Source organism: Vibrio sonorensis (genome assembly GCF_001854765.1).
Taxonomy (GTDB): domain Bacteria; phylum Pseudomonadota; class Gammaproteobacteria; order Enterobacterales; family Vibrionaceae; genus Vibrio; species Vibrio sonorensis.
Genome location: NZ_LJJE01000119.1, coordinates 1 through 19,694, shown reverse-complemented (window position 1 = coordinate 19,694; position 19,694 = coordinate 1). Strand labels below are relative to the sequence as shown.

13 protein-coding genes and 2 pseudogenes are annotated in these 19,694 nt (G+C 43.7%); 10 read left to right on the top strand and 5 right to left on the bottom strand.

Annotated elements, in window-relative coordinates; genetic code table 11:
- Position 1: 1 nt before the first annotated feature.
- Positions 2 to 1,372 carry a PAS domain S-box protein gene (locus BLO31_RS24705; protein ID WP_245688544.1) on the bottom strand — a complete coding sequence of 457 codons (1,371 nt, stop codon included), beginning with the start codon at positions 1,370 to 1,372 and terminating at the stop codon, positions 2 to 4.
- A gap of 64 nt (positions 1,373 to 1,436) precedes the next feature.
- The gene (locus BLO31_RS21500; RefSeq protein ID WP_070971769.1) at positions 1,437 to 3,695 is read right to left on the bottom strand and encodes a HEAT repeat domain-containing protein; all 2,259 of its coding nucleotides are present in this window, start codon (positions 3,693 to 3,695) and stop codon (positions 1,437 to 1,439) included.
- Positions 3,696 to 4,052: 357 nt separating this feature from the next.
- Here BLO31_RS21500 and BLO31_RS21495 point away from each other — a divergent pair, with 357 nt between their 5' ends.
- The 5 genes and pseudogenes from BLO31_RS21495 (at position 4,053) to lhgO (ending at position 11,193) form a co-directional block, all read left to right on the top strand.
- Positions 4,053 to 5,138 carry a cytochrome-c peroxidase gene (locus tag BLO31_RS21495; RefSeq protein ID WP_070971766.1) on the top strand — a complete coding sequence of 362 codons (1,086 nt, stop codon included), beginning with the start codon at positions 4,053 to 4,055 and terminating at the stop codon, positions 5,136 to 5,138.
- Positions 5,139 to 5,147: 9 nt separating this feature from the next.
- Positions 5,148 to 6,383: a cytochrome-c peroxidase gene (locus BLO31_RS21490; protein ID WP_084659982.1), complete on the top strand. Its 1,236-nt coding sequence runs from the start codon at positions 5,148 to 5,150 to the stop codon at positions 6,381 to 6,383.
- A complete protein-coding gene (locus BLO31_RS21485; protein ID WP_070971763.1) occupies positions 6,380 to 6,979 on the top strand; it encodes an arsenate reductase (azurin) small subunit in 600 nt (199 codons plus the stop codon). Before BLO31_RS21490 ends, BLO31_RS21485 begins: the two co-directional genes overlap by 4 nt.
- A gap of 2 nt (positions 6,980 to 6,981) precedes the next feature.
- A complete protein-coding gene (locus BLO31_RS21480) occupies positions 6,982 to 9,678 on the top strand; it encodes a molybdopterin-dependent oxidoreductase (RefSeq protein WP_070971761.1) in 2,697 nt (898 codons plus the stop codon).
- A 292-nt stretch (positions 9,679 to 9,970) separates the two neighbouring features.
- Positions 9,971 to 11,193, top strand: a pseudogene (gene lhgO, locus BLO31_RS21475) (L-2-hydroxyglutarate oxidase).
- 78 nt (positions 11,194 to 11,271) lie between these two features.
- Here the strand turns inward: lhgO and BLO31_RS21470 are convergent.
- The 3 genes from BLO31_RS21470 to BLO31_RS21460 all read right to left on the bottom strand — a co-directional run bounded on the left by BLO31_RS21470 (position 11,272) and on the right by BLO31_RS21460 (position 14,279).
- Complete coding sequence (locus BLO31_RS21470) at positions 11,272 to 12,828, bottom strand: methyl-accepting chemotaxis protein (RefSeq protein ID WP_070971758.1); 1,557 nt, start codon at positions 12,826 to 12,828, stop codon at positions 11,272 to 11,274.
- A 452-nt stretch (positions 12,829 to 13,280) separates the two neighbouring features.
- Positions 13,281 to 13,628: a DUF3316 domain-containing protein gene (locus BLO31_RS21465; protein WP_084659981.1), complete on the bottom strand. Its 348-nt coding sequence runs from the start codon at positions 13,626 to 13,628 to the stop codon at positions 13,281 to 13,283.
- A 249-nt stretch (positions 13,629 to 13,877) separates the two neighbouring features.
- Entirely contained in the window at positions 13,878 to 14,279 is a 402-nt protein-coding gene (locus tag BLO31_RS21460) for an ACT domain-containing protein (protein ID WP_070971752.1), read from the bottom strand.
- A gap of 385 nt (positions 14,280 to 14,664) precedes the next feature.
- Here BLO31_RS21460 and BLO31_RS21455 point away from each other — a divergent pair, with 385 nt between their 5' ends.
- The 5 genes and pseudogenes from BLO31_RS21455 to BLO31_RS21435 all read left to right on the top strand — a co-directional run bounded on the left by BLO31_RS21455 (position 14,665) and on the right by BLO31_RS21435 (position 19,651).
- Complete coding sequence (locus BLO31_RS21455; protein WP_070971748.1) at positions 14,665 to 15,804, top strand: sugar diacid recognition domain-containing protein; 1,140 nt, start codon at positions 14,665 to 14,667, stop codon at positions 15,802 to 15,804.
- A 146-nt stretch (positions 15,805 to 15,950) separates the two neighbouring features.
- The gene (locus tag BLO31_RS21450; RefSeq protein ID WP_070971745.1) at positions 15,951 to 17,303 is read left to right on the top strand and encodes a GntP family permease; all 1,353 of its coding nucleotides are present in this window, start codon (positions 15,951 to 15,953) and stop codon (positions 17,301 to 17,303) included.
- 34 nt (positions 17,304 to 17,337) lie between these two features.
- Positions 17,338 to 18,401, top strand: a pseudogene (locus BLO31_RS21445) (glycerate kinase); the annotation flags it as partial.
- A gap of 223 nt (positions 18,402 to 18,624) precedes the next feature.
- Positions 18,625 to 18,939 carry a DUF4144 family protein gene (locus BLO31_RS21440; RefSeq protein ID WP_070971742.1) on the top strand — a complete coding sequence of 105 codons (315 nt, stop codon included), beginning with the start codon at positions 18,625 to 18,627 and terminating at the stop codon, positions 18,937 to 18,939.
- A gap of 136 nt (positions 18,940 to 19,075) precedes the next feature.
- Positions 19,076 to 19,651, top strand: a complete 576-nt coding sequence (locus BLO31_RS21435) for a hypothetical protein (protein ID WP_070971739.1) — start codon at positions 19,076 to 19,078, stop codon at positions 19,649 to 19,651.
- Positions 19,652 to 19,694: the final 43 nt, after the last annotated feature.

Below are 19,694 nucleotides of genomic sequence, written 5' to 3'. Positions count from 1 at the left end.
GTTAACAGTGCTTGATTATCGTTGTTTTGAGAGAAGGTAGATGTCCAAGATACAAGTCTGATTTCACCATTCTTAGCTTGGACGACGCTTTCGCTATGTGGTTGATGATTTTGTTGTAATAAGGCTTGGTTGAGAGCCTTGTGGCTTGTTCTTTCAGTTCCCTGGGAATGAACTTTTCTACCCATCTATGTCCTATAACATCGCTATTTTTAAAACCTACCATTTTTAAGAAGTAGTCGTTGCAAAAGGTGACTGTTCCTTGATTATCAATGGTAACAGCAGCAAGTTGGACATTCTCTAAAGTTTGACGAAACTGTAGCTCATACTTCTGCTGGCTTTTAAGTTGCCTTGCTTGGAGCCGAAAGCGGCTAAAAATAAAGCAAGCGGTAGTGATTACGATGATTAAAATTAAGTAGAGGGCGAGATAGTTACGGTAAAATGCTTGCCTCGAAAGTGAAAAACGCTCTGTGGGAAACTGTGAGACAATTGTCCAATTTCCTTCATTGGGAGCGGTAACTTTTGAGAAGGTATAGTAGCTGTTACCAAGCTGATATTGTCCTAGCTTTTGCGATTGAATCCAGTTGAAAACTTCACTGGGAAGTGATGGTTTATCTTTCACTGCAAAATGAGACCCCTTACCTTTGTTGGGGTGTATTACGGCAATACCTTGAGGGTTGTATAAATAAAGGTGATTACTAAAACTAGGGGCAATGGTTATGAGTTTATTAATCAGTAAATTGCCTTTGTAATTGAGGATTATGACTCCAATCTTTTTGCCATCAATGCCAAAGACAGGCGCTCCGACCCGAATCGTCGGGTTAAGTGGGTGTTGAACTTCCTTTCTTTCAATATTGAAATCAAGCGGAGAAATATAGACCTCTCCCTGCTTTAAGCTCATAGTGTGTTTCCAATAGTACCGATGGGCTTTGTTTTGCAGTTCGCTCATAGGTACAGAAGTGACATGTCCCTCTTGGTTGTTTACCCTTAGTTGCTCTTGTCCTTTGTTGTCTAAAAATCGGATCTGGTCGTAGCTATGATTGTTTGTGCTCAGTTGAACAAAGTAGTCTTTTAACTCTGGGAACGGGTGGCTGTTTTTTGCGATAGAAGTAGCAACGACATAGGTGAGATTTTTGGAATCAGCAGACATTTGAACAAGCGTGTCTCCCAAAATCTCTTCAATTAGAGTCACGATAACTCTTTCATTGTGAAGCGCATACTGCTTCTCGTTGTCCATACTTAGCAAATAGTGGCCACTTAATATGATCAGCATTGCACTATAGGCAGGTACCACCCATAGTAACCACTCAGCAATTAGTTGCTTTGGTTTATAGGCCTCTCTGCATGGTGTGCAGTTTGTTTTGCTGTATAGCATTGTCTTTCCTTTGCGACGCGACCACGTTTAATTGGATCGCGATTAGCTCTCATAGGATCAACTGTCAGACTATTTTTTGTTTTCTACTAGCGATGACAACGCCAAGTAAGGCTACCGCTCTAAGTTGCTTATCTTCCGTCAATTGATCGAAGTACTCAGTTATATGGTGCAATGCTTTTTCGTACATAGTTTCCGCATACTTTTGACCTACAATCAGGCACTCTGGATCTGATAACAGAACTTCTATGATTAGATCGAAGTGCTGGCTCCAAACTCCAAGTTCAAAAGTGAGCTGAAGTGCCAGTTTACGGACACTTCCCTGACCCGAACGGATGAGTTCAATGATTATTTCAATCATTTTGCTGTTGTGATTAATACCATCTAGATGTGAGGTCAAAGAGTAAAGAGCACTGAGTTTTACTGATTCTTCGGGATGATGGATGGCCTTAGTGATTCGTGGAATGGCAAAGCTACTGGGAACCTTTGTCAGATAACGCAATGCTTCTATACAAAGCTCTCGTTCTTCGGTTTTCAAACATTGATCAACGACTGAAAGAAATGAGGTGTGGTGCCCCCTCTGTTGTGTGCTTACTATTAGAATCTCGCACAAGGTTTCACGATCGCAAAACGACGCTGTTTCAAGTAACAAATCAATGACATCATCTGTATTTGCGTCTGCGAGGGCCCGAATAGCTAATATTTGGTTTTTGGTTTGTGGCAAAGTAACGATTTTTTTGCGATTTAACTCCAAACCTTCTGCGGCCAAAAAGTTGTCTTTGACCAACTGGCTGTATTCGCTGTAGCCCGGATCCAGTTTATCTACCATAGATTCAATTGTATATCGTTGGTCAGAGTGCTCGTGCTGTTTGACAATTATGTCTAGTTGGTTAGTTTGCCGAATAGCATCTAGCGTAGAGGCTTGAGAATGACTGGAAACGATGACCTCAGGAACGCGGTGGTCATCAATAATTTTTTGGTCTGTTTGCTCTGAAGTCGAAGTTATGATCTCGCCATAGGTGTTGATTCCAAGCAGAGAAGTGCGGACAACCCGATATGCTCGTGTGTCCTTGCAGAGAGACAAAACACTAAAACAGGCTTGCCTAACCTGTGATGAAAACGCATAAGTGTTTTCAGTTTGCTTATAGCCGTTGATTCGACTTTCTAAGTAAGGAAAAGACCAAATTGTATGGTTGTCAAAATACTTAAGAGACCGGATGAGGTTTGAATGAAGAATATTGTCTAGGGGCTTTTGTGAAAGGTGGTGTTGGTAGCATTGCACTAAACGTTTTTTGAGTGCTTTTGAACTTTGCAGTTTAGCCAATAGGGCAGGTGAAGCAGTGAGCAGCTCTGGGTTTGTGTACGCATATTGGTCAATCAAACAGTGCAAATCCTGTTCGCTGATGTTCGATATATCAATCATACTTAACAATTGACATTGAGCTTTGGAAGGGACTTTCTCCATATATGAAAGCAACCTTTTGTCATCGAGCTTATCCTTGTAGTCAAGTTTTTTAATGGCGGTTTGGGCTGACTTTCTGACAAGTGTATCTGGGTCGGTTAAGCAGTGAATAACATCCCATAGGTATTCTTTGGCGGATAGCTTTGATAAACCTTCGATGGCGAGCGATCGGCATTTCGCATCACAATGACTGAGATGTTTGAACAAAGTGACTCGAGCGTCTCTAGATGATGCTTTTGGCAAAGCATTTAGTATACGACGTGTCGACGACAATGAGCTTCCATCAAGTTTCGAAATCAGATATTGGCTATCAAAGTGAACTATGCCTAGATAGAGAAGTGTTTCCAATTCCGGTTCGGGGTCTTGGGAGAGCAATTGCTTGAAAAGATGAACATTTTTATGGTCTCTTCGCGCTACTAAGGTCTTTACTGACAGCAACTGAAGATCCCACCCGTCATCCCAATCCGTGTGAAAGTTTTGTGCGCAGTCGCCTAGATTTCTTGTCGCAAGTTTTCTATACAGAGCAGTCACCTGATTTTGTTCAGAATAAGTTTGTAAAGCTTTTGCCGCTGCCAGCCGACAATCTCCTTCAGGGTGTTGGGTTACAACTAAACTCAATGCGTCTATATCGCCCGACTTCAAGCAGTGCAAAGCATTTGCACAGTGAACGATCACATCGGGGTCGGAATGCTGCAGTCCTTGGTTAAGAGCATTGATTCCTTCAGTGACGCTCCCGATCGCTAAAGCTCTTGCACTTGCGCATTGCTGAGCCTCATTTCCCGTTTCTAGATTCTTAATGAGTAACTGTTTCGCCTGAGCGAGTTTTGAGTCTACTGTAGACGAAGTTTGGAGGTCGAATGACATAAGAACTTACCTTGTACTAACGTGAACTATTAGATAGAAAGCAGTTTCTATGCCCGAACCAATTTTGAGTTGTGGCCTAATATTTACAATAACTTACGTGTATTTTTGTACAGTTTTAAATGAAGGTGAGATAGCAATTAAACGTATCGTTCAATTAGTTGTTAAACGTTTAAACGATACGTTTAATTGATTGCGCTGGTAGTTTATTAGATTGTTTTTAACATAATGAAAGAAAAGGAAAAATTTAAAAAAGAAAGTATGGAACAAATTATGCTCTGACCCTTCTAGCGATAACAAAATCTGTTAAAAGCAATCAGCTTTTCAATAGGTTAAAGCTGGAAGCAAAGGAGTATAACAATGAAAAATATGTTGGTCCTTGCTGCTGGAATGGCGGTTTCTTTTGGTGTCTGGAGCAAGACGGAGTTATTTGGTCAGCTTCAAGATATCAAAGTCGATAACGCTAAAGCAGAACTGGGAAAACGGTTGTTTTTTGATAGTCGATTGTCAGGTAATAGCACACTTTCGTGTGCATCATGCCATCAACCAGAATACGGGTACGCGAACCCTGAGGCAATGGGGCCGGCTTACACCGGAAGTAAAGGGTTTCGCAATGTCCCTACGCTTATAAATACAGTCTATAAAAAGGTTTGGTTTCACGATGGTCGCATCGGAACGAATCTCAACGATGTTACGCGAGAAAATATAACCGAAGATTGGTTGATGAACATGGACATGCGGTTAATGCAAGAGCGTCTTAAACAAGACCCAGTATATGTCGAAATGTTTAAAGCCGCGGGTTATGGCGAACCTTCCAATGGTGGCGTTCGCAACGCTATTCCAGAATACCTAAAAACGTTGACCTCCTCTTCGTCGCCCTTTGATAAAGGTGAACTCAGCCAACAAGGCAAAAAAGGCTTAGCGCTTTTTACTGGCAAAGCGGGTTGTTCAGAATGTCATCACGGCCCTCTTTTAAGCGATGGCTTATCACACAATACTGGTGTTCCTGAGAACGTAGATATCTTCCTTGATCCCTTGCGTCACCAAACGTTTATTGCTTTCAACATGTTTATGGGAAATGAAAACTACATGGGTTTAAAGCGAGATGTTGGTGCTCATGTACAGACGCATAAAGCAGATGGTTCAGACCTTGGCAAGTTTTTTACTCCTACATTGCGAGAGCTTAAGTATACCGCGCCTTACATGCACAACGGGTTGATGCAAACACTGGAAGAAGTGGTTGAGTTCTACAATCAAGGCGGGTGGCCAGATAGCAACAAAGACGAGAGGATTAGGCCACTTAATCTAAATACTCAAGAGCAAGCGGAATTAGTCGCTTTCCTCAACTCCCTTTCTGGCGAACCACTTACTACTGAAAAGCATGTCTGGACAGAAGGTGGGTATACCTACCAGTTAATTAAAGATTGGCGTACTTCGAAGAATTAGGAGGATAGTATGAACAGATTTACCATCACTTTGCCGCTGCTGGCAGTTATGGCGATGTTACAGAGCTTTTCTACCCACGCCAATCAATCACAGAGTGTGGAGCATATAGCGGGGAGAGACGTGGGAGTTGATTTAAAGCCCATACTGCTCGATGGATTGCAGTACCCTGCATTGGCTCCTTTAGGCGATGTGCCGACACCTCCAGATAATCCCACTACACCGGAAAAAGTCGAGCTTGGAAAGTTACTCTTTTTTGACGGAAGGTTGGGGGGTGACACTTCTACTCCTTGCTCTGCCTGCCACAACCCTGCTCTGGGGTGGGACTTTCCGGCTGATCTTTCGTTGGGGTACCCAGGTACGGTTCACTGGAGAAACAGCCAAACCATTATCAACTCGGCCTATTATGAGAAGCTGTTTTGGGCGGGTTCATCTAACTCCTTGGAAGCACAAGCTAAAAGTGCTGCCAAAGGTGGAGTCGCGGGTAATGGAGAAGATGATTTAATGGAATCTAGATTAGCCTTGGTTCCCGAGTACGTCGATCAATTTAACAAGGTTTTCGGAGATAACTTCCCGAAAGTTAGTAACGCTTGGAAGGCAATCGCTGCTTTTGAGCGTACTTTGGTGCAAAAAGATACGCCATTAGATAACTATCTAAAAGGAGATGAGACAGCGCTAAGCAAAGCGCAAATTAGAGGAAAAACGCTTTTTGAAGGAAAAGCGCGCTGTATTGCTTGCCACAATGGCCCACTGGCATCAGATCAAAAGAACTACAACATTGGTGTTCCAACCAATAAAAGGTGGGAAACTGATCCTTTAGCTCAAATTACGTTTCGTTATGAACTTTATGCCAAGGGTTCCAACGAAAAGATGTATCGAGAAACAAAAGCGGATCCTGGAGTCTATTTCCGAGGAAAACGCAAAGACATGCTTGGTAAATTTCGTACGCCAAGTATTCGTTATACCAAGTACACCGCCCCTTATATGCACAATGGAACGGTCGCCACATTGTCTGATGTCGTTGATTTCTATGACCGAGGGGGTGTGACTCAAGATGGAAGAACAACTGATTTTATCCAATCAAAAAGTCCATTGATTCAGCCTTTGGGTCTTAGTAATCAAGAAAAGCAGGATTTATTGGCATTTATCGATGCCTTTTCAGGAAAGCGGATCACTATGGAATATCCAAAGTTACCAGAGTATCAGCCTCTCTTTACAGAAAAACAGCTGGTGGAGGTGAAAAAATGAAACTTACCAAAGGTCGTCGTAATCACAAAAAAGACAAGGGTGAACATCGTAAATGCATGATGTCACGACGTGACTTTTTGCTGTATAGCGGTGCAGCGGCGGGCACTGCCAGTGTCGCAACTTTTACTCTTTTTCCTGGTACTGCACTAGCCAAACAAACTCAAGCAAGAATCGTTGGTTATCCCCGTAAGTTAATCGGAAAACTCAGTGAACTGGTTGCTAACGAACCCAAATATTTTACTTACCCCGATGAGGGTGCAAACACTCAAGCTATTTTGATCAAGATGGGAGTACCCGCCGGTGGTGGTGTCGGTTCAGAACAAGATGTGGTGGGTTTTTCCGTGATGTGTACACATCAAGGCGGACCGATGAACAATGCATACAAGGCTATCGACGAACATAGAGTCTTGGGTCAGTGTCCGTTTCACTTATCTACATTTGACCTAAGGCGTCACGGGATCATTGTTTCTGGGCAAGCCTATGAAAGTCTACCGCAGATACTGTTGGAAGTTGAAGGTGACGATATATACGCAGTAGGTGTAATGGGGCTGTTATTTGGCCGAACTGATAATTTGATTTCAAACCAGGAGGCCTAAATATGACTAGTAACTTTTACATTCCACAAGACAACGCGCCATTACCTCCCAAAAGTGCAGATGTGATCACCACTGCGTGTGACTATTGTGTCGTGGCCTGCGGTTACAAAGTATATAGATGGCCGCTAGAACAGGCGAACGGTGGTTTAAAGGCTGACGAAAATGCTTTTGGTATCAATTTTCCTAGTGCGCCTATGCAATCATGGGTAGCGCCTGCCCAACACAATGTGATTATGCACAATGGCAAGCCACACAATATTGTTGTGGTACCAGATAAAGACACTAAAGCTGTTAACAAAACAGGTGACTCATCGGTGAGAGGAGGTTTGCTTGCTCAAAAGCTTTATAACCCTGCCACAGGAACAAGAGATAGGTTAACTCAGCCTCTAGTCAGAATTGGCGGTACTCTTCAACCAGTATCATGGGAGTTTGCTTTAGACATCGCGGCAGAAGTTGGTAAACATATCATTGACCAACATGGCGCGAATGCCTATGGAGTAAAAACATATTCATATCAGTACATTGAAAATACGTATGCAATTACCAAATACGCTCTGCGACATATCAATACTGCAAACTTCACTTTTCACGACACCCCCTCTGATGTGACATCGACACCGGGTTTTAGAGATGCGGGGTTTGATAATTTCGGGCCAAGTTACGAGGATTGGGGAGCGGCTGACACACTAATGATTTGTGGCACCGACCCATACGAAACCAAAACCATCATTTTTACCCAATACATAATGCCCGCGGTTCAAAGAGGAATGAAAACTGTAATCCTCAATCCTCGTGAAACTGCTGGAATCGCTTGGCTTAAGAAACACGGTGGTTTGCATATTGATCTTAATCCTGGCTCAGACAACTTAGTGGTTGGCGCTATTATTCGGGTCATTCTGGAGAACGAGTGGCAAGACGATGAGTGGATCAATCAGTGGGTTAACAACCAGTGGGAATCTAGCTCAGGATTTGGCCAGGGTACACGTAATACTCCATGGCAGTGGCGTACAACGTGGGGTAAGTTTCAGACTAAAGGTTTTGAAGATTATAAATCTTGGAACATGGCTCAAAAGGAGTACGACCCCAAATATGCTGCCAAATTAGCGGGTATTGAGGTGGAAAAGATATATCAAGCTGCAGAAATGTTAGCGAAACCTATAGATGGTAAGCGACCTAAATCCTCTATTGGTATAGAAAAAGGCTTCTATTGGTCAAACAATACAGGTAATACCAATGCCATATCTTCTCTCGCTACTGTGATTGGTACCGGAGGGCGTGAAGGGAGAGTCATTGGGCGATTTGGTGGACACCAACGAGGAGGTCAGGCTGGTGGGAAGTTACCAAGGAATAAGTCACCCGAAAAGGTACCAGGACGTCGACGACGTTCAATTGATACAGACCGGTATCTTTATTCTGGGCATACAAGACTGGCACATGTAATTGGCACAACTTGGATTCAAGCAATGTGTGGTAGCCAAGGGTTACAAAAGAAGTTTTGGGAACTGACGACTGCTAACCCTCATCAAGTTTATTCTTATGACAAGCAGGAAATTATCGATACACTCAAACTTCGTGCAGACTCAGGAGGTATGGTGGTTATAAATCAGGATATTTACTTGCGTGATCCCATAGGTGCTAAGTTTGCTGATATTGTTTTTCCTGCCGCGACATGGGGGGAAGTTGACTTTATGAGAGCGAATGGCGAAAGGCGCCTCAGATTATACCAAAAGTTTTCTGACGCACCGGGTCAAGCAAAGCCAGACTGGTGGATCATCGCTCAGCTAGCTCGCCGATTTGGATTTGATGGGTTTGATTGGGATGAGTCAAACGACGTTGCTGAAGAAGCGTCCAGATTTAGCCGTGGTAGCCGAAAAGATTTCCACATGATCAAAGTAGCGGCGCATGCCGAAGGAAAAACACTTCACGATAAGCTTAAAGAGTTTGGAACTGATGGTATTCAGGGCCCCGTGTTTTATAACTACGATACGAAAAAGTTAGTAGGAACTAAGCGCTTGCACGACACCGAGATGTCACAAGAAACCTTGTTGGAAAAAGGGCTTGAACATGGGCCTCAAGGTAGTAACGTGTTGAAAAAACAGTTGATTGCATTCAATAGCCAAACTGGCAAAGTTAACCTGCAAAAACATCCATGGGATCTGTTTAGTGACTTCTATGAATGGTTACAACCAAAAGACGAGGAACTTTGGTTTTCAAATGGACGTATCAATGAAATTTGGCAATCAGGGTTCGACGATGTAGAGAGGCGTGCTTATGTTATCCAGCGATGGCCGGAAAACTGGGTTGAAATTCACCCTGATGATGCTAGTGAGCGCGGAATTGAGTCTGGTGACCAAGTGATGATGTATTCAGATCGAGTGGCGAACTTTAAGGATACTATTCTTGGTGTCCACAGCGATGACTTTCAGTTTAGTGAGTTGATGGAAAATGGCCATATCAAATTAGATAAAGCAGCAGTTACTGCCGTTGCCATCGTGACACCAGCGGTTAAAAAGGGTTGCTTGTATGCCAATATGATCGATATGCGTCAGCCTTCGAACTCTTTGACAACTAGAGTCGTTGATCAAATATCAGGTAACTATAACTTCAAGATGGGAGTCGCCAAAATTAAGAAAATTGGCGAATCTAAATACAAGCGAGAGTTTAGGGCATTTTCTTTTGCCCCAAGAAACATTGTCTAGTTTCCCGAAACGGTAGGTGGTTGGCCTACCGTTTTTTTATTGGTTTTCGGAGGATATCGATACGAAATTGAATAGGTATTAGCAATGGTAAAGCACAATGGTCTTAAAATTGATAGTGATCTCAGTATTAACGGCAGATCTTAAAACAGGGCGGTTGAAATCTTTGCTGCAAATTGCACTTAATATACCGTTTGCTGGTCTGTTTTCCCTGTGGTGAAGCACGCAAAATTAATGTAATGATTAGGTTACAATCCTATCGATAACAGGGACGTTACTCAGGGAAAGGAGCGGTATGAAAGCCAATTATGACTTTGTGATCATTGGTGGTGGAATTGTTGGTGCATCCACTGCATGGCAGCTAATGCAACGCCATCCAGACAAACAGATCCTGCTTATTGAAAAAGAGGCCGAGTTCGCCAATCACCAAACTGGCACAACAGCGGTGTGATTCACGCGGGTGTATATTATCAGCCGGGCAGTTTAAAAGCTGATTTCTGCAAACGAGGTGCCGAGCAAACGGTCACCTTTTGTGAGCAACACGGTATTGAAGTAGAAAACTGTGGCAAGTTGTTGGTGGCAACCTCCTTAGATGAAATGGCTCGTATGGAGAACTTATACGAACGCTGCCTAGATAATGAGATTGAAGTCGAGCTTCTCACTCAAGAACAGTTAAAGGAACGCGAGCCTAACGTGACTGGGCTTGGGGCGATCTATGTTAAGTCCACCTCTATTGTTGACTATCGCAAAGTGACGTTAAAAATGGTGGAAGAGTTTGTTAGTCATGGTGGTCAAATTAGCCTGCGTACAAGGGTAACCGCAATGGAAGAGCACGCCGAAGAGGTACAACTCACTTGCGTTAGTGACGGACAAACCATGCAGCTTAACTGTGATTTTGTGATCACTTGCTGTGGTCTAATGGCAGATCGCATGACCAAGATGCTTAAGATCCCGACCGATTTCCAAATAGTGCCATACCGCGGTGAGTATTATCGCCTCGATGAACGTTTTCACGACTACGTTTCTCACCTGATTTATCCTATCCCTGATCCCGAGTTACCATTTCTTGGGGTGCATTTAACGAGAATGGTAGACGGATCGATAACCGTCGGCCCAAATGCGGTGCAAGGTTGGAAAAGGGAAGGGTACTCAAGAGTTAATTTCAGTATAAAAGACTCACTGCAAATGCTCAGTTTTTCAGGTTTCTGGCGAGTGACAAGTAAACATCTGATGACGGGTATTCAGGAGTTGCGCGACTCATGGTGGAAAAAAGGGTATTTGAAGCGAGTTCAAAAGTATTGCCCGGATATCTCCAGTACGGATTTAAAAGCCTATCCGGCCGGAATACGAGCGCAAGCGGTCATGCGCGATGGCACGCTTGTTCATGACTTTTTGTTTTCTGAAAGCGCGAGAACTCTACATGTTTGCAATGCACCTTCTCCCGCTGCAACCTCTGCTATCCCTATAGGCGAGTATATTTGCAATAAAGTGGCCAAACTCAAGGTTTCGTCCCTTTAACTGAGATAAAAAAACGTCTAGTAGGTCCCAGACGTTTTTTGTTATCTGCGATGTTACCGCTTCAAACCTAGCTTTGTGTTAAAGGCGTCTAAACTGGCTAACCAGTTTACCTTGTGCATTGAGGTTGTTAACTAAGGTCTGGCATTCGTCTCGAGTGTCACTGGCGAGAATGTTGGTAGCGGCACACACTTCACTGATGGACTGTATGCTTGAGTTCATCTCTTCGGTTACTCTAGCCATCTCTTCGACTGCGGCAGCGATTTGGTTGTTTCTATCTGAAATACCTGTCACTTCACCTTGTAGGACGTCGAGCTTCTCACCGGATTTGGTTGCACTTTCAACACAAACTCCCGATAGTCGAGTACCGTCATCCATGGCGGTAACGGCTTTTTCGCTGCTGGTCTGAATCAAATTTATAATGGTCTGAATTTCTTGAGTCGACTCTTGACTTCGTTGCGCTAATTGACGAACTTCGTCGGCAACAACTGCAAAACCACGACCTTGTTCTCCCGCCCGTGCTGCTTCGATTGCCGCATTAAGTGCCAGCAGGTTAGTTTGCTCTGCGACGCCTTGAATTACCGTCGTCACTTGGCTGATAGCACTGCCGTGTTCCGCTAGCTCTTGAACGATTTGATAAGCGTCGTTCAATTGAACCGACAACATGTTAATTGCGTTGATCGTGTCTTCAACCGATTGCTTTCCTTCCTCTGCGGCGTGGTTGGCGTGGTCTGTGGCTTCAGATGCTCCTTGCGCATTTTGCGCAATTTCATTTGCCGTTGAGTGCATTTCATTGACTGCTGCCGCGACTTGTTCTGTTTCGGAGGTTTGATTGACAAGGTTTGACGCCGTGGTATCACAGTTATCCGATGAAGATTGAGCGGCGTGAGCAACTTTTTCATTCGAGTCTTGAATACGACCGACTACCGCATTAATTTCGGATTGTCGCATCTTAAGTGCGAGTTGTATTTCGGAAATATCATCGACGTTTTTGTTGTACACCAACTCAGCCAGTGGATTGTTAAATACGTCGCGAGCATCTGAAGAGAGTGCTTCGAGGCGTCGCGTAGAAAAATAAGTCGCAAAAATAGCCAGTAGTGCAAATAGTGGAACGCCGGAGCCGGATAAAAAGAAATCGGCCAAACCAGAAACCAACCCGCTAAGTATGAGAAGGGCAGATTGTCGTTGCCATAATCGAGTACGGGGCAGCTTGAGCTTCAGTGGGGTTTTTCCTTCGCGAAGCTGAGTGTAGAGCGCTTCGGCATTTTCGACATGTTCTCGGCTAGGACATAGCCTAACGGATTGATATTCTGTCGCTTTACCGTCTTCTTGGATTGGTGTTGCAAAGGCATCGACCCAGTAATGATCACCGTTCTTACAGCGGTTTTTGACCATTCCCATCCAAGATTTCCCTTCTCTTAAGTGTTTCCACATATCTTCAAATGCCGCAGACGGCATATCGGGATGGCGAACGATATTGTGTGGTTGATCGACGAGCTCTTCTAGCGTATATCCAGCAACTTCACAAAACTCTTTACTAGCATAAGTTATGTGACTACTTGGTTTAGTCACCGACAGCAAGTTGTACTTCGGCGGATAAGTCACTTCTTTTTGTGTTACGGGCTGGTTAACTCTCATAACGTCCTCATTGTTGAAATTATTGAGCTGGGTAAAAGCGTAGGTAAGACGTTTATCTTTTATTGTTAAAGTAATAGTTTTAAGTCTTTGTATATACTTTGAATTATTTTAATACAATCCTTGTTTCAATTTGCTTACAGAAGGTTCATTTTTGGCACAAAATGATTGTTGTTACATTGATTAGTTGAGGTGAAATGCATTTTATAGTCTTGTTGTTCGATAAATTAACTAGAGTGTTTCATCTAATTTTTTGTGAAAAATCGCTCGGGATTGAATCAAATTTCGCACCAAATTATGTGGAGTATTCACGCCGCTAATAATAATTAGATGAGCAGTTTTCTTTTTTTGCGAAGTGGGTAAGAGTGGTTTCTACAGACGTGAAAACAACGAATGCCATTGCATCCGTCGTCTATTTAAATCTTATCTGTTGGTTGAGAATCAGTTTAGGTTATTTAGCTATTACTCTCGTGGTGAGTATATTGGTAAGCCACACCTACGGTTGCGCTGTAACTTGTTTTTCCTTCAAAGTTGGTAAATTTGTGGAGCTCGACATCCATGTTATCAATTTTCAGACTTGGGTAGTCGATGTTATCTGAAATAGAGAGTCGATGCTTGAGTTGCGCGTTGTTCATTTGGCTTAATTCTGTCATTAGATTTTTGGCAGCGTCCATCGCCTGTGATTGAGAGGCGTATTTATCCGTGTCGAATGTTCGCTCCGAATGCGTTGAGAAAGTAGAAGCGGTTGCGGCTGTCGAAAGTAAAATCGTTGATGCAATTAGTAATGTCAGTTTTTTCATCATGTGCTCCTTTGCGTTTAACTTACATTTCTAACTTAATGGCTTATTGGTAAAGCTTCATTGGACTTATGTAAGATTAATCCTAGGGTTTAGATGAGAAATAGACACTAGTCTGATACTAATGCGGACAAATATCAGAAAAGTCGACAAACTGGGTGCTATGTCAGCACCCGGTTTGCGTTGCATTATTATTGGGTTGTTATGTGGTTAATTTTTTACATGACGACCGAGATAGATAAATATGTCGACTTTCTATTTTCCCTGCGCGAGCGCGTGAAGAGTATCCAGTGCGATTTGCGCGTCGTCGGAAGACACAAATATATGATCGTGGTAATACGCTGCAATGACGTTGGCACTGATGCCCTTTTCCGCTAATGCTCCAGCAACCGCCGCAGTGAGCCCTACCGAGTCCAAACTAGAATGGACATTGAGAGTAATTTGACGATAACTGCTTTCAAACTCCAAATGGGCGTGTTCTGCAGCGGGTTTTCGAACTAAAAGCGTTAAACCTTCTGATTCTCGAAAGGTGGCTATAGGATTGAGGTGCGTATACTGACTGATGGTTCCTTGCACTGAACAAAAGACATACTCTCCATCCATTAGCTCTGGTGACATAGATTTGATGATTTCTGATAACTCAGTAAGCCCTGCCATAATGATCCCTCATTTAACAATTTACCTGTCGCTATTGATGAGCGGTGAGGTAAAACCTGAATTCATTGGTGATTGACTGCCTAGTTAATACTTTGAGACATATTGAAAACCTTAGCTTTATTATAGAACCCTGTAGCCGTTCTTGTGTGAAGGTTTTTTAATCGAACAATGGGTTGTTAGGCGGTCTCTACTAAACAATGTTAGTCGGCGAGCAGTTTTTCTATCAGTGGTATGTATACTTGTAGCTAAGCCATTTGAAACAAGGTGTTAAATTGTTGATTTGGTCAATTAGTCAGCCAGATACCTGTGGCGTAGCCAAGGTAAATGCCGAGAAAAAAGGGCAACACTCAGTGCTTGTCTTTCGACGTAATGAGGAGAGAGGCCTGTGATATTAGATCACCAACTGGCACAGCAGATAGTCGATCGTACCATGTCGATCATAGGGTACAACATCAACGTGATGAACCATGCGGGTATTATTATCGGCAGTGGTGAAAGCCAACGTTTAGGGCAAGTGCACGACGGCGCTATTTTGGCTCTCAAACACGGAGACTCGATAGAGCTAACCGAAGAGAGTTGCCGTTCCCTTAAAGGTGTTAAACCGGGTATCAATATGCTGTTGCAAAGTAATGAACAGGTGGTAGGCATATTGGGGATAACAGGGGAGCCTAACGATATTCGCGAGTTTGCCAACCTTGTAAAAATGACCGCTGAAATGATCATCGATCAAGCAGATTTGGTCGAGAAACTACAGTGGGATAGGAGACACCGAGAGGAATTTATTACCGCTTGGGTAAACAATGAACTATCGGTCCAAGAGTTGGAAAGCTGGGCTGGCAAGTTGTCTATCGATATTATGCAGCCACGAGTGGCAGTCGTCATTCAGTTTAGAGATCAAGAAACCCCTAAGAGTTTGCAGAGTATTCGCAAGCTGGTCGATCTGTTGGAATACCCGCAACGAGATAACTTGGTTGCCATTATCTCGATGAATGAAATAGTTGTGCTTAAGCCGTGTCAGAGTGTCGCGCAGTGGGACAGTCAAATCGAGAGCCAGCGCATCGACAAGCTTCTAGCCCGATTAGGTGAGAACCAAATCGATGGCTTTGACATTGCTTTGGGGCAGTTGTTTGAGTCTCCTTGGCAAATCCATCGTTCTTATCAAAGTGCAAAACAAGTGCTGCAAACAGGGCGTGCTCATCAACCTAAGCGAAACAAGCATTTGTTTGAGGAGTTACGCCTTCCGGTACTTTTGTCACCTCTTGCTGATTTTTGGCAGGGTGAACAATTAATGAATGCGATGGATAAGTTGGAGAGGAAAGATAAGTCGGGGCAGCTCGTTAAGACTCTCGATGCGCTGTTCAAGGCGAACGGTTCGGTGTCGGAGTGTTCTAAGTTGTTGTTTGTGCATAGAAATACCCTTAGATATCGACTGGATAAGATTTCAGAGATTACGGGAATATCAACGTCAGACTTTGTAGGGCTCACAGAACTCTATATTGCGCGTCAGATCTCAAAAGTCCGTTAGAATTGTGCGTTTGCACAAAAGTGTAAACCAAATGCTAGAGAAATTTGTCACCTTGCCCAAAGGAAATTACAAAGTCGAAAGAGATAATAGGCTCGACCCTACTAAGTCTGATTAACAAAAACAGACAACTAATAAATGGAGTTTTTATGAGTCTAATCCTGATACTTTTGGCGGTGATAGCATTTATTGTGCTCGCCACTACCAAATTTAAACTACACCCCTTTTTGGCACTTATTATGGCGGCCTTTTTGGCTGCATTTGCCTACGGATTACCCGCAGATAGTATAGCGAAAACTATTGCCTCTGGATTCGGTGGCATTTTAGGTTATATCGGCCTTGTTATTGTGCTGGGTACCATTATTGGTGTGATCTTAGAGAAAAGTGGTGCAGCCATCACTATGGCCGATACGGTCATCAAGTTACTCGGTGATCGCTTCCCAACGTTAACTATGAGTATTATCGGTTACATCGTTTCTGTGCCGGTTTTCTGTGATTCTGGTTTTGTTATCTTGAACTCTCTTAAAGAGTCTCTAGCAAAACGGTTAAAAACCTCAAGTGTTGCAATGAGTGTTGCGCTAGCAACGGGCTTGTACGCAACTCACACCTTTGTTCCCCCTACACCGGGCCCAATCGCCGCTGCGGGTAACCTTGGTCTAGAATCAAACCTTGGCTTAGTTATTGGCGTTGGTGTATTTATCGCTGCCGTGGCAGCCATTGCGGGTATGCTGTGGGCTAACCGCTTTTCTGATGTTGAACCGGACGGTGAAGAGCACGCCGATGAAGTGAAACAAGATTGGAAGGCGCTAAAAGCTTCTTACGGCGAACTACCAACAGCAGGTCAGGCGTTTGCACCTATCTTTGTTCCTATTTTGCTGATCTGTTTTGGTTCTATCGCCAAGTTCCCAAGCTTACCGCTAGGTGAAGGTGTATTGTTTGATATTCTTACTTTCCTTGGTCAGCCACTGACTGCACTAGTTATCGGCTTATTCCTATCGGTTCGCCTGTTAAAGAGCAGCAACAAGATTGAAGAGTTTGGCGAGCGCATTAGCCAAGGTATTACCGCTGCTGCTCCTATACTACTTATCACTGGTGCTGGTGGTGCGTTTGGCGCAGTATTAAAAGCGACACCTCTTGGCGAATATTTAGGTATGACTTTGTCCGCTCTTGGTGTAGGTATCTTTATGCCATTTATCGTTGCGGCTGCTTTAAAGTCGGCACAAGGTTCTTCAACGGTGGCGCTAGTAACAACGTCGGCGCTTGTTGCTCCTATGCTAGACCAGTTAGGTCTTGATTCAGAAATGGGCAGAGTGTTAACTGTAATGGCTATCGGTGCGGGTGCGATGACAGTTTCTCACGCAAATGACAGTTTCTTCTGGGTAGTTTCACAGTTCAGCCGTATGAAGGTTGGCTTGGCATACCGAGCGCAGACAATGGCGACACTAGTTCAAGGCGTGACAGCCATGACACTGGTTTATCTATTAAGTCTGGTTCTTCTGTAACCCATCGATAAGAATGATATAAAAGGAACGTGGTATGAAAGTGGTTATCGCCCCAGATTCATTTAAAGAAAGCTTAACGGCAAAACAGGTTTGTGATGCTGTCCAAGCCGGCTTAAGCCGAGTGTGGAAAGAGGCTGAGTTTGTCTCTGTCCCCGTTGCCGATGGCGGTGAAGGTACCGTTCAATCACTGGTCGATGCAACGGGTGGACGCATAGTAGACGTGTCGGTTAAAGGCCCACTGTTTAAGTATGTCGAAGGTTCTATGGCATTTTGGGAGATAACCACACTGCGGTAATCGAAATGGCTGCGGCCAGTGGTTTACACCATGTACCCGCGTCACAAAGGGATCCTAAGTTGACCTCAAGTGTTGGCACCGGAGAACTGATCCGACACGCTCTTGATCAAGGTATAGAACGTCTAATTATTGGTTTAGGTGGTAGTGCCACTAACGATGCTGGCGTAGGTATGTTAGCGGCTCTAGGGGCACGTTTTTTAGACCAAAATGGTGAACCTATACCACTAAATGGCGGTGGATTAGAGCATCTTGCGCATATTGATATTAGCGGCTTAGACAAGCGTTTGAAGTCTTGCGAAATATTGGTAGCGAGCGATGTGAACAACCCACTTTGTGGCGAGCTTGGCTCATCGGTTGTTTTTGGTCCGCAAAAAGGTGCAACAGCGGAAGACGTGAAGTTACTGGACCGTGCCCTTGCCAAGTTTGGTGAACTGACTCAGGCAACCACTGGTGTTGACGTGGTTCATTTGGCAGGTTCGGGGGCGGCTGGTGGTATGGGCGCAGCACTGCTCGGCTATACCAGTGCCCAGCTAAAGCCAGGTATTGAAATAGTGCTCGATACGGTGAACCTGCGCGAAAGTGTAAAAGACGCGGATATCGTTTTCACTGGAGAAGGGCGTATTGATTTTCAAACTGCTCACGGCAAAACCCCTATGGGTGTGGCTCAGGTTGCCAAGCAGTTTGGATTACCAGTTATCGCTCTTGCAGGTTGTACAGGCCAAGATTACCAATCGGTGTATGACATTGGTATTGATGCGGTGTTTGCAGCGGTTCCGAGGGCAATGACATTGGAAGAAGCCATGCAGGAGTCAGATTTTAATCTTGCCGATCTGGCTGAAAATGTCGCTAGAGTTGTGCAACTCAGCCGATAACTTTATTGGTTCGAGCCAGATTAAGTGCTCCAAACTCGGTTTAGTATCGGGTTTCTTTTCTACTCTTAAAGCCTCCGCACGGAGGCTTTCCTATTTTCCTAGAGCAATGCTAGCATGAAGCTCCGTTTTCCGATTAATAACACCGAGGTTAGCAATGATCAAATGGCCCTGTATGCTTAAACTACACGGTGATCCGGAACTCATCTATATAAACACTCAAGCAAGTTTAGCCGCTGAGCTTGATGGTCTAATTTGGGGTGAAGAGGATTATCTTATTGACTGCGATGGTGAATGTTTTGTTGTTCATTCTAGCTCTCAAGGTTTTTGGTTTGAAACTAGGGGTAATCACTTATCTTTGCAATCAGTGACCGAGTTAATTCAAGAGCACGAGTTTGCAAAAGCTGAGGTTTGCCTTACTAAAATTCAATTTTCTTCTATCGAAGACGCAATAAAAGCCATCGCCTTATAAAGTAGGTTAGCTTTCAACATAACACGAGTTTATCTTGACACCTTATATTGGTAGTATTCGTTATGAATCAATGGTTTTGTAAGCATATAATCATCTAAAGCCACTGTCGTGTCTGTTTGTTTTAAAGGAATAAATAATGGAAGAAACTCTTTCTAATTGGGGGGCAGCTATCGATAGTCTATTGGCCACTCTAACTGAAGACCTCAGCCTTTTCGTAGCAGTTTTGGGTTTACTGGTCGGAACACTAAGCTTACTAGTAGCAGTTTTTGTTTATAGGCGCACTGCTAACTTCAAAAAAGGTAAGTTGCGGTTTGATTATCGAGTAACAGGAACAGAGTTTATTATCTTGATGGAAAATGTGGGCCATATGCCGTTATTAGTCTCTAGCGTTTCCTATCACTCAAAAATCACTAATCACCGACAGAGTATACGGTTAGAACAATCAATTGAAGTCACAAGAGGACAGACCAAAGAGCTTGCTATAGATACAAAAGCAGAAGAAATCTATTTACGCGGTGTTGATGAGCTGACAATACACACGAACAGAAAAGATTTTGTCTATTCGCTACCTAGCAGCCTCGATAAACTGGCAAGTGGTGCGATCGCAAGCATGCGATCAGAAGAAATGGCTAAACTGTCGGGTCTGCATGATGAAGCGTTAAAAGGATTGCAGCGTTCTATCAACAACACATTCAACAAAAACAATGAGTAGATGCGAGACGAGTTTTTCGCCTAAGGGAATGATGAGTAAATCT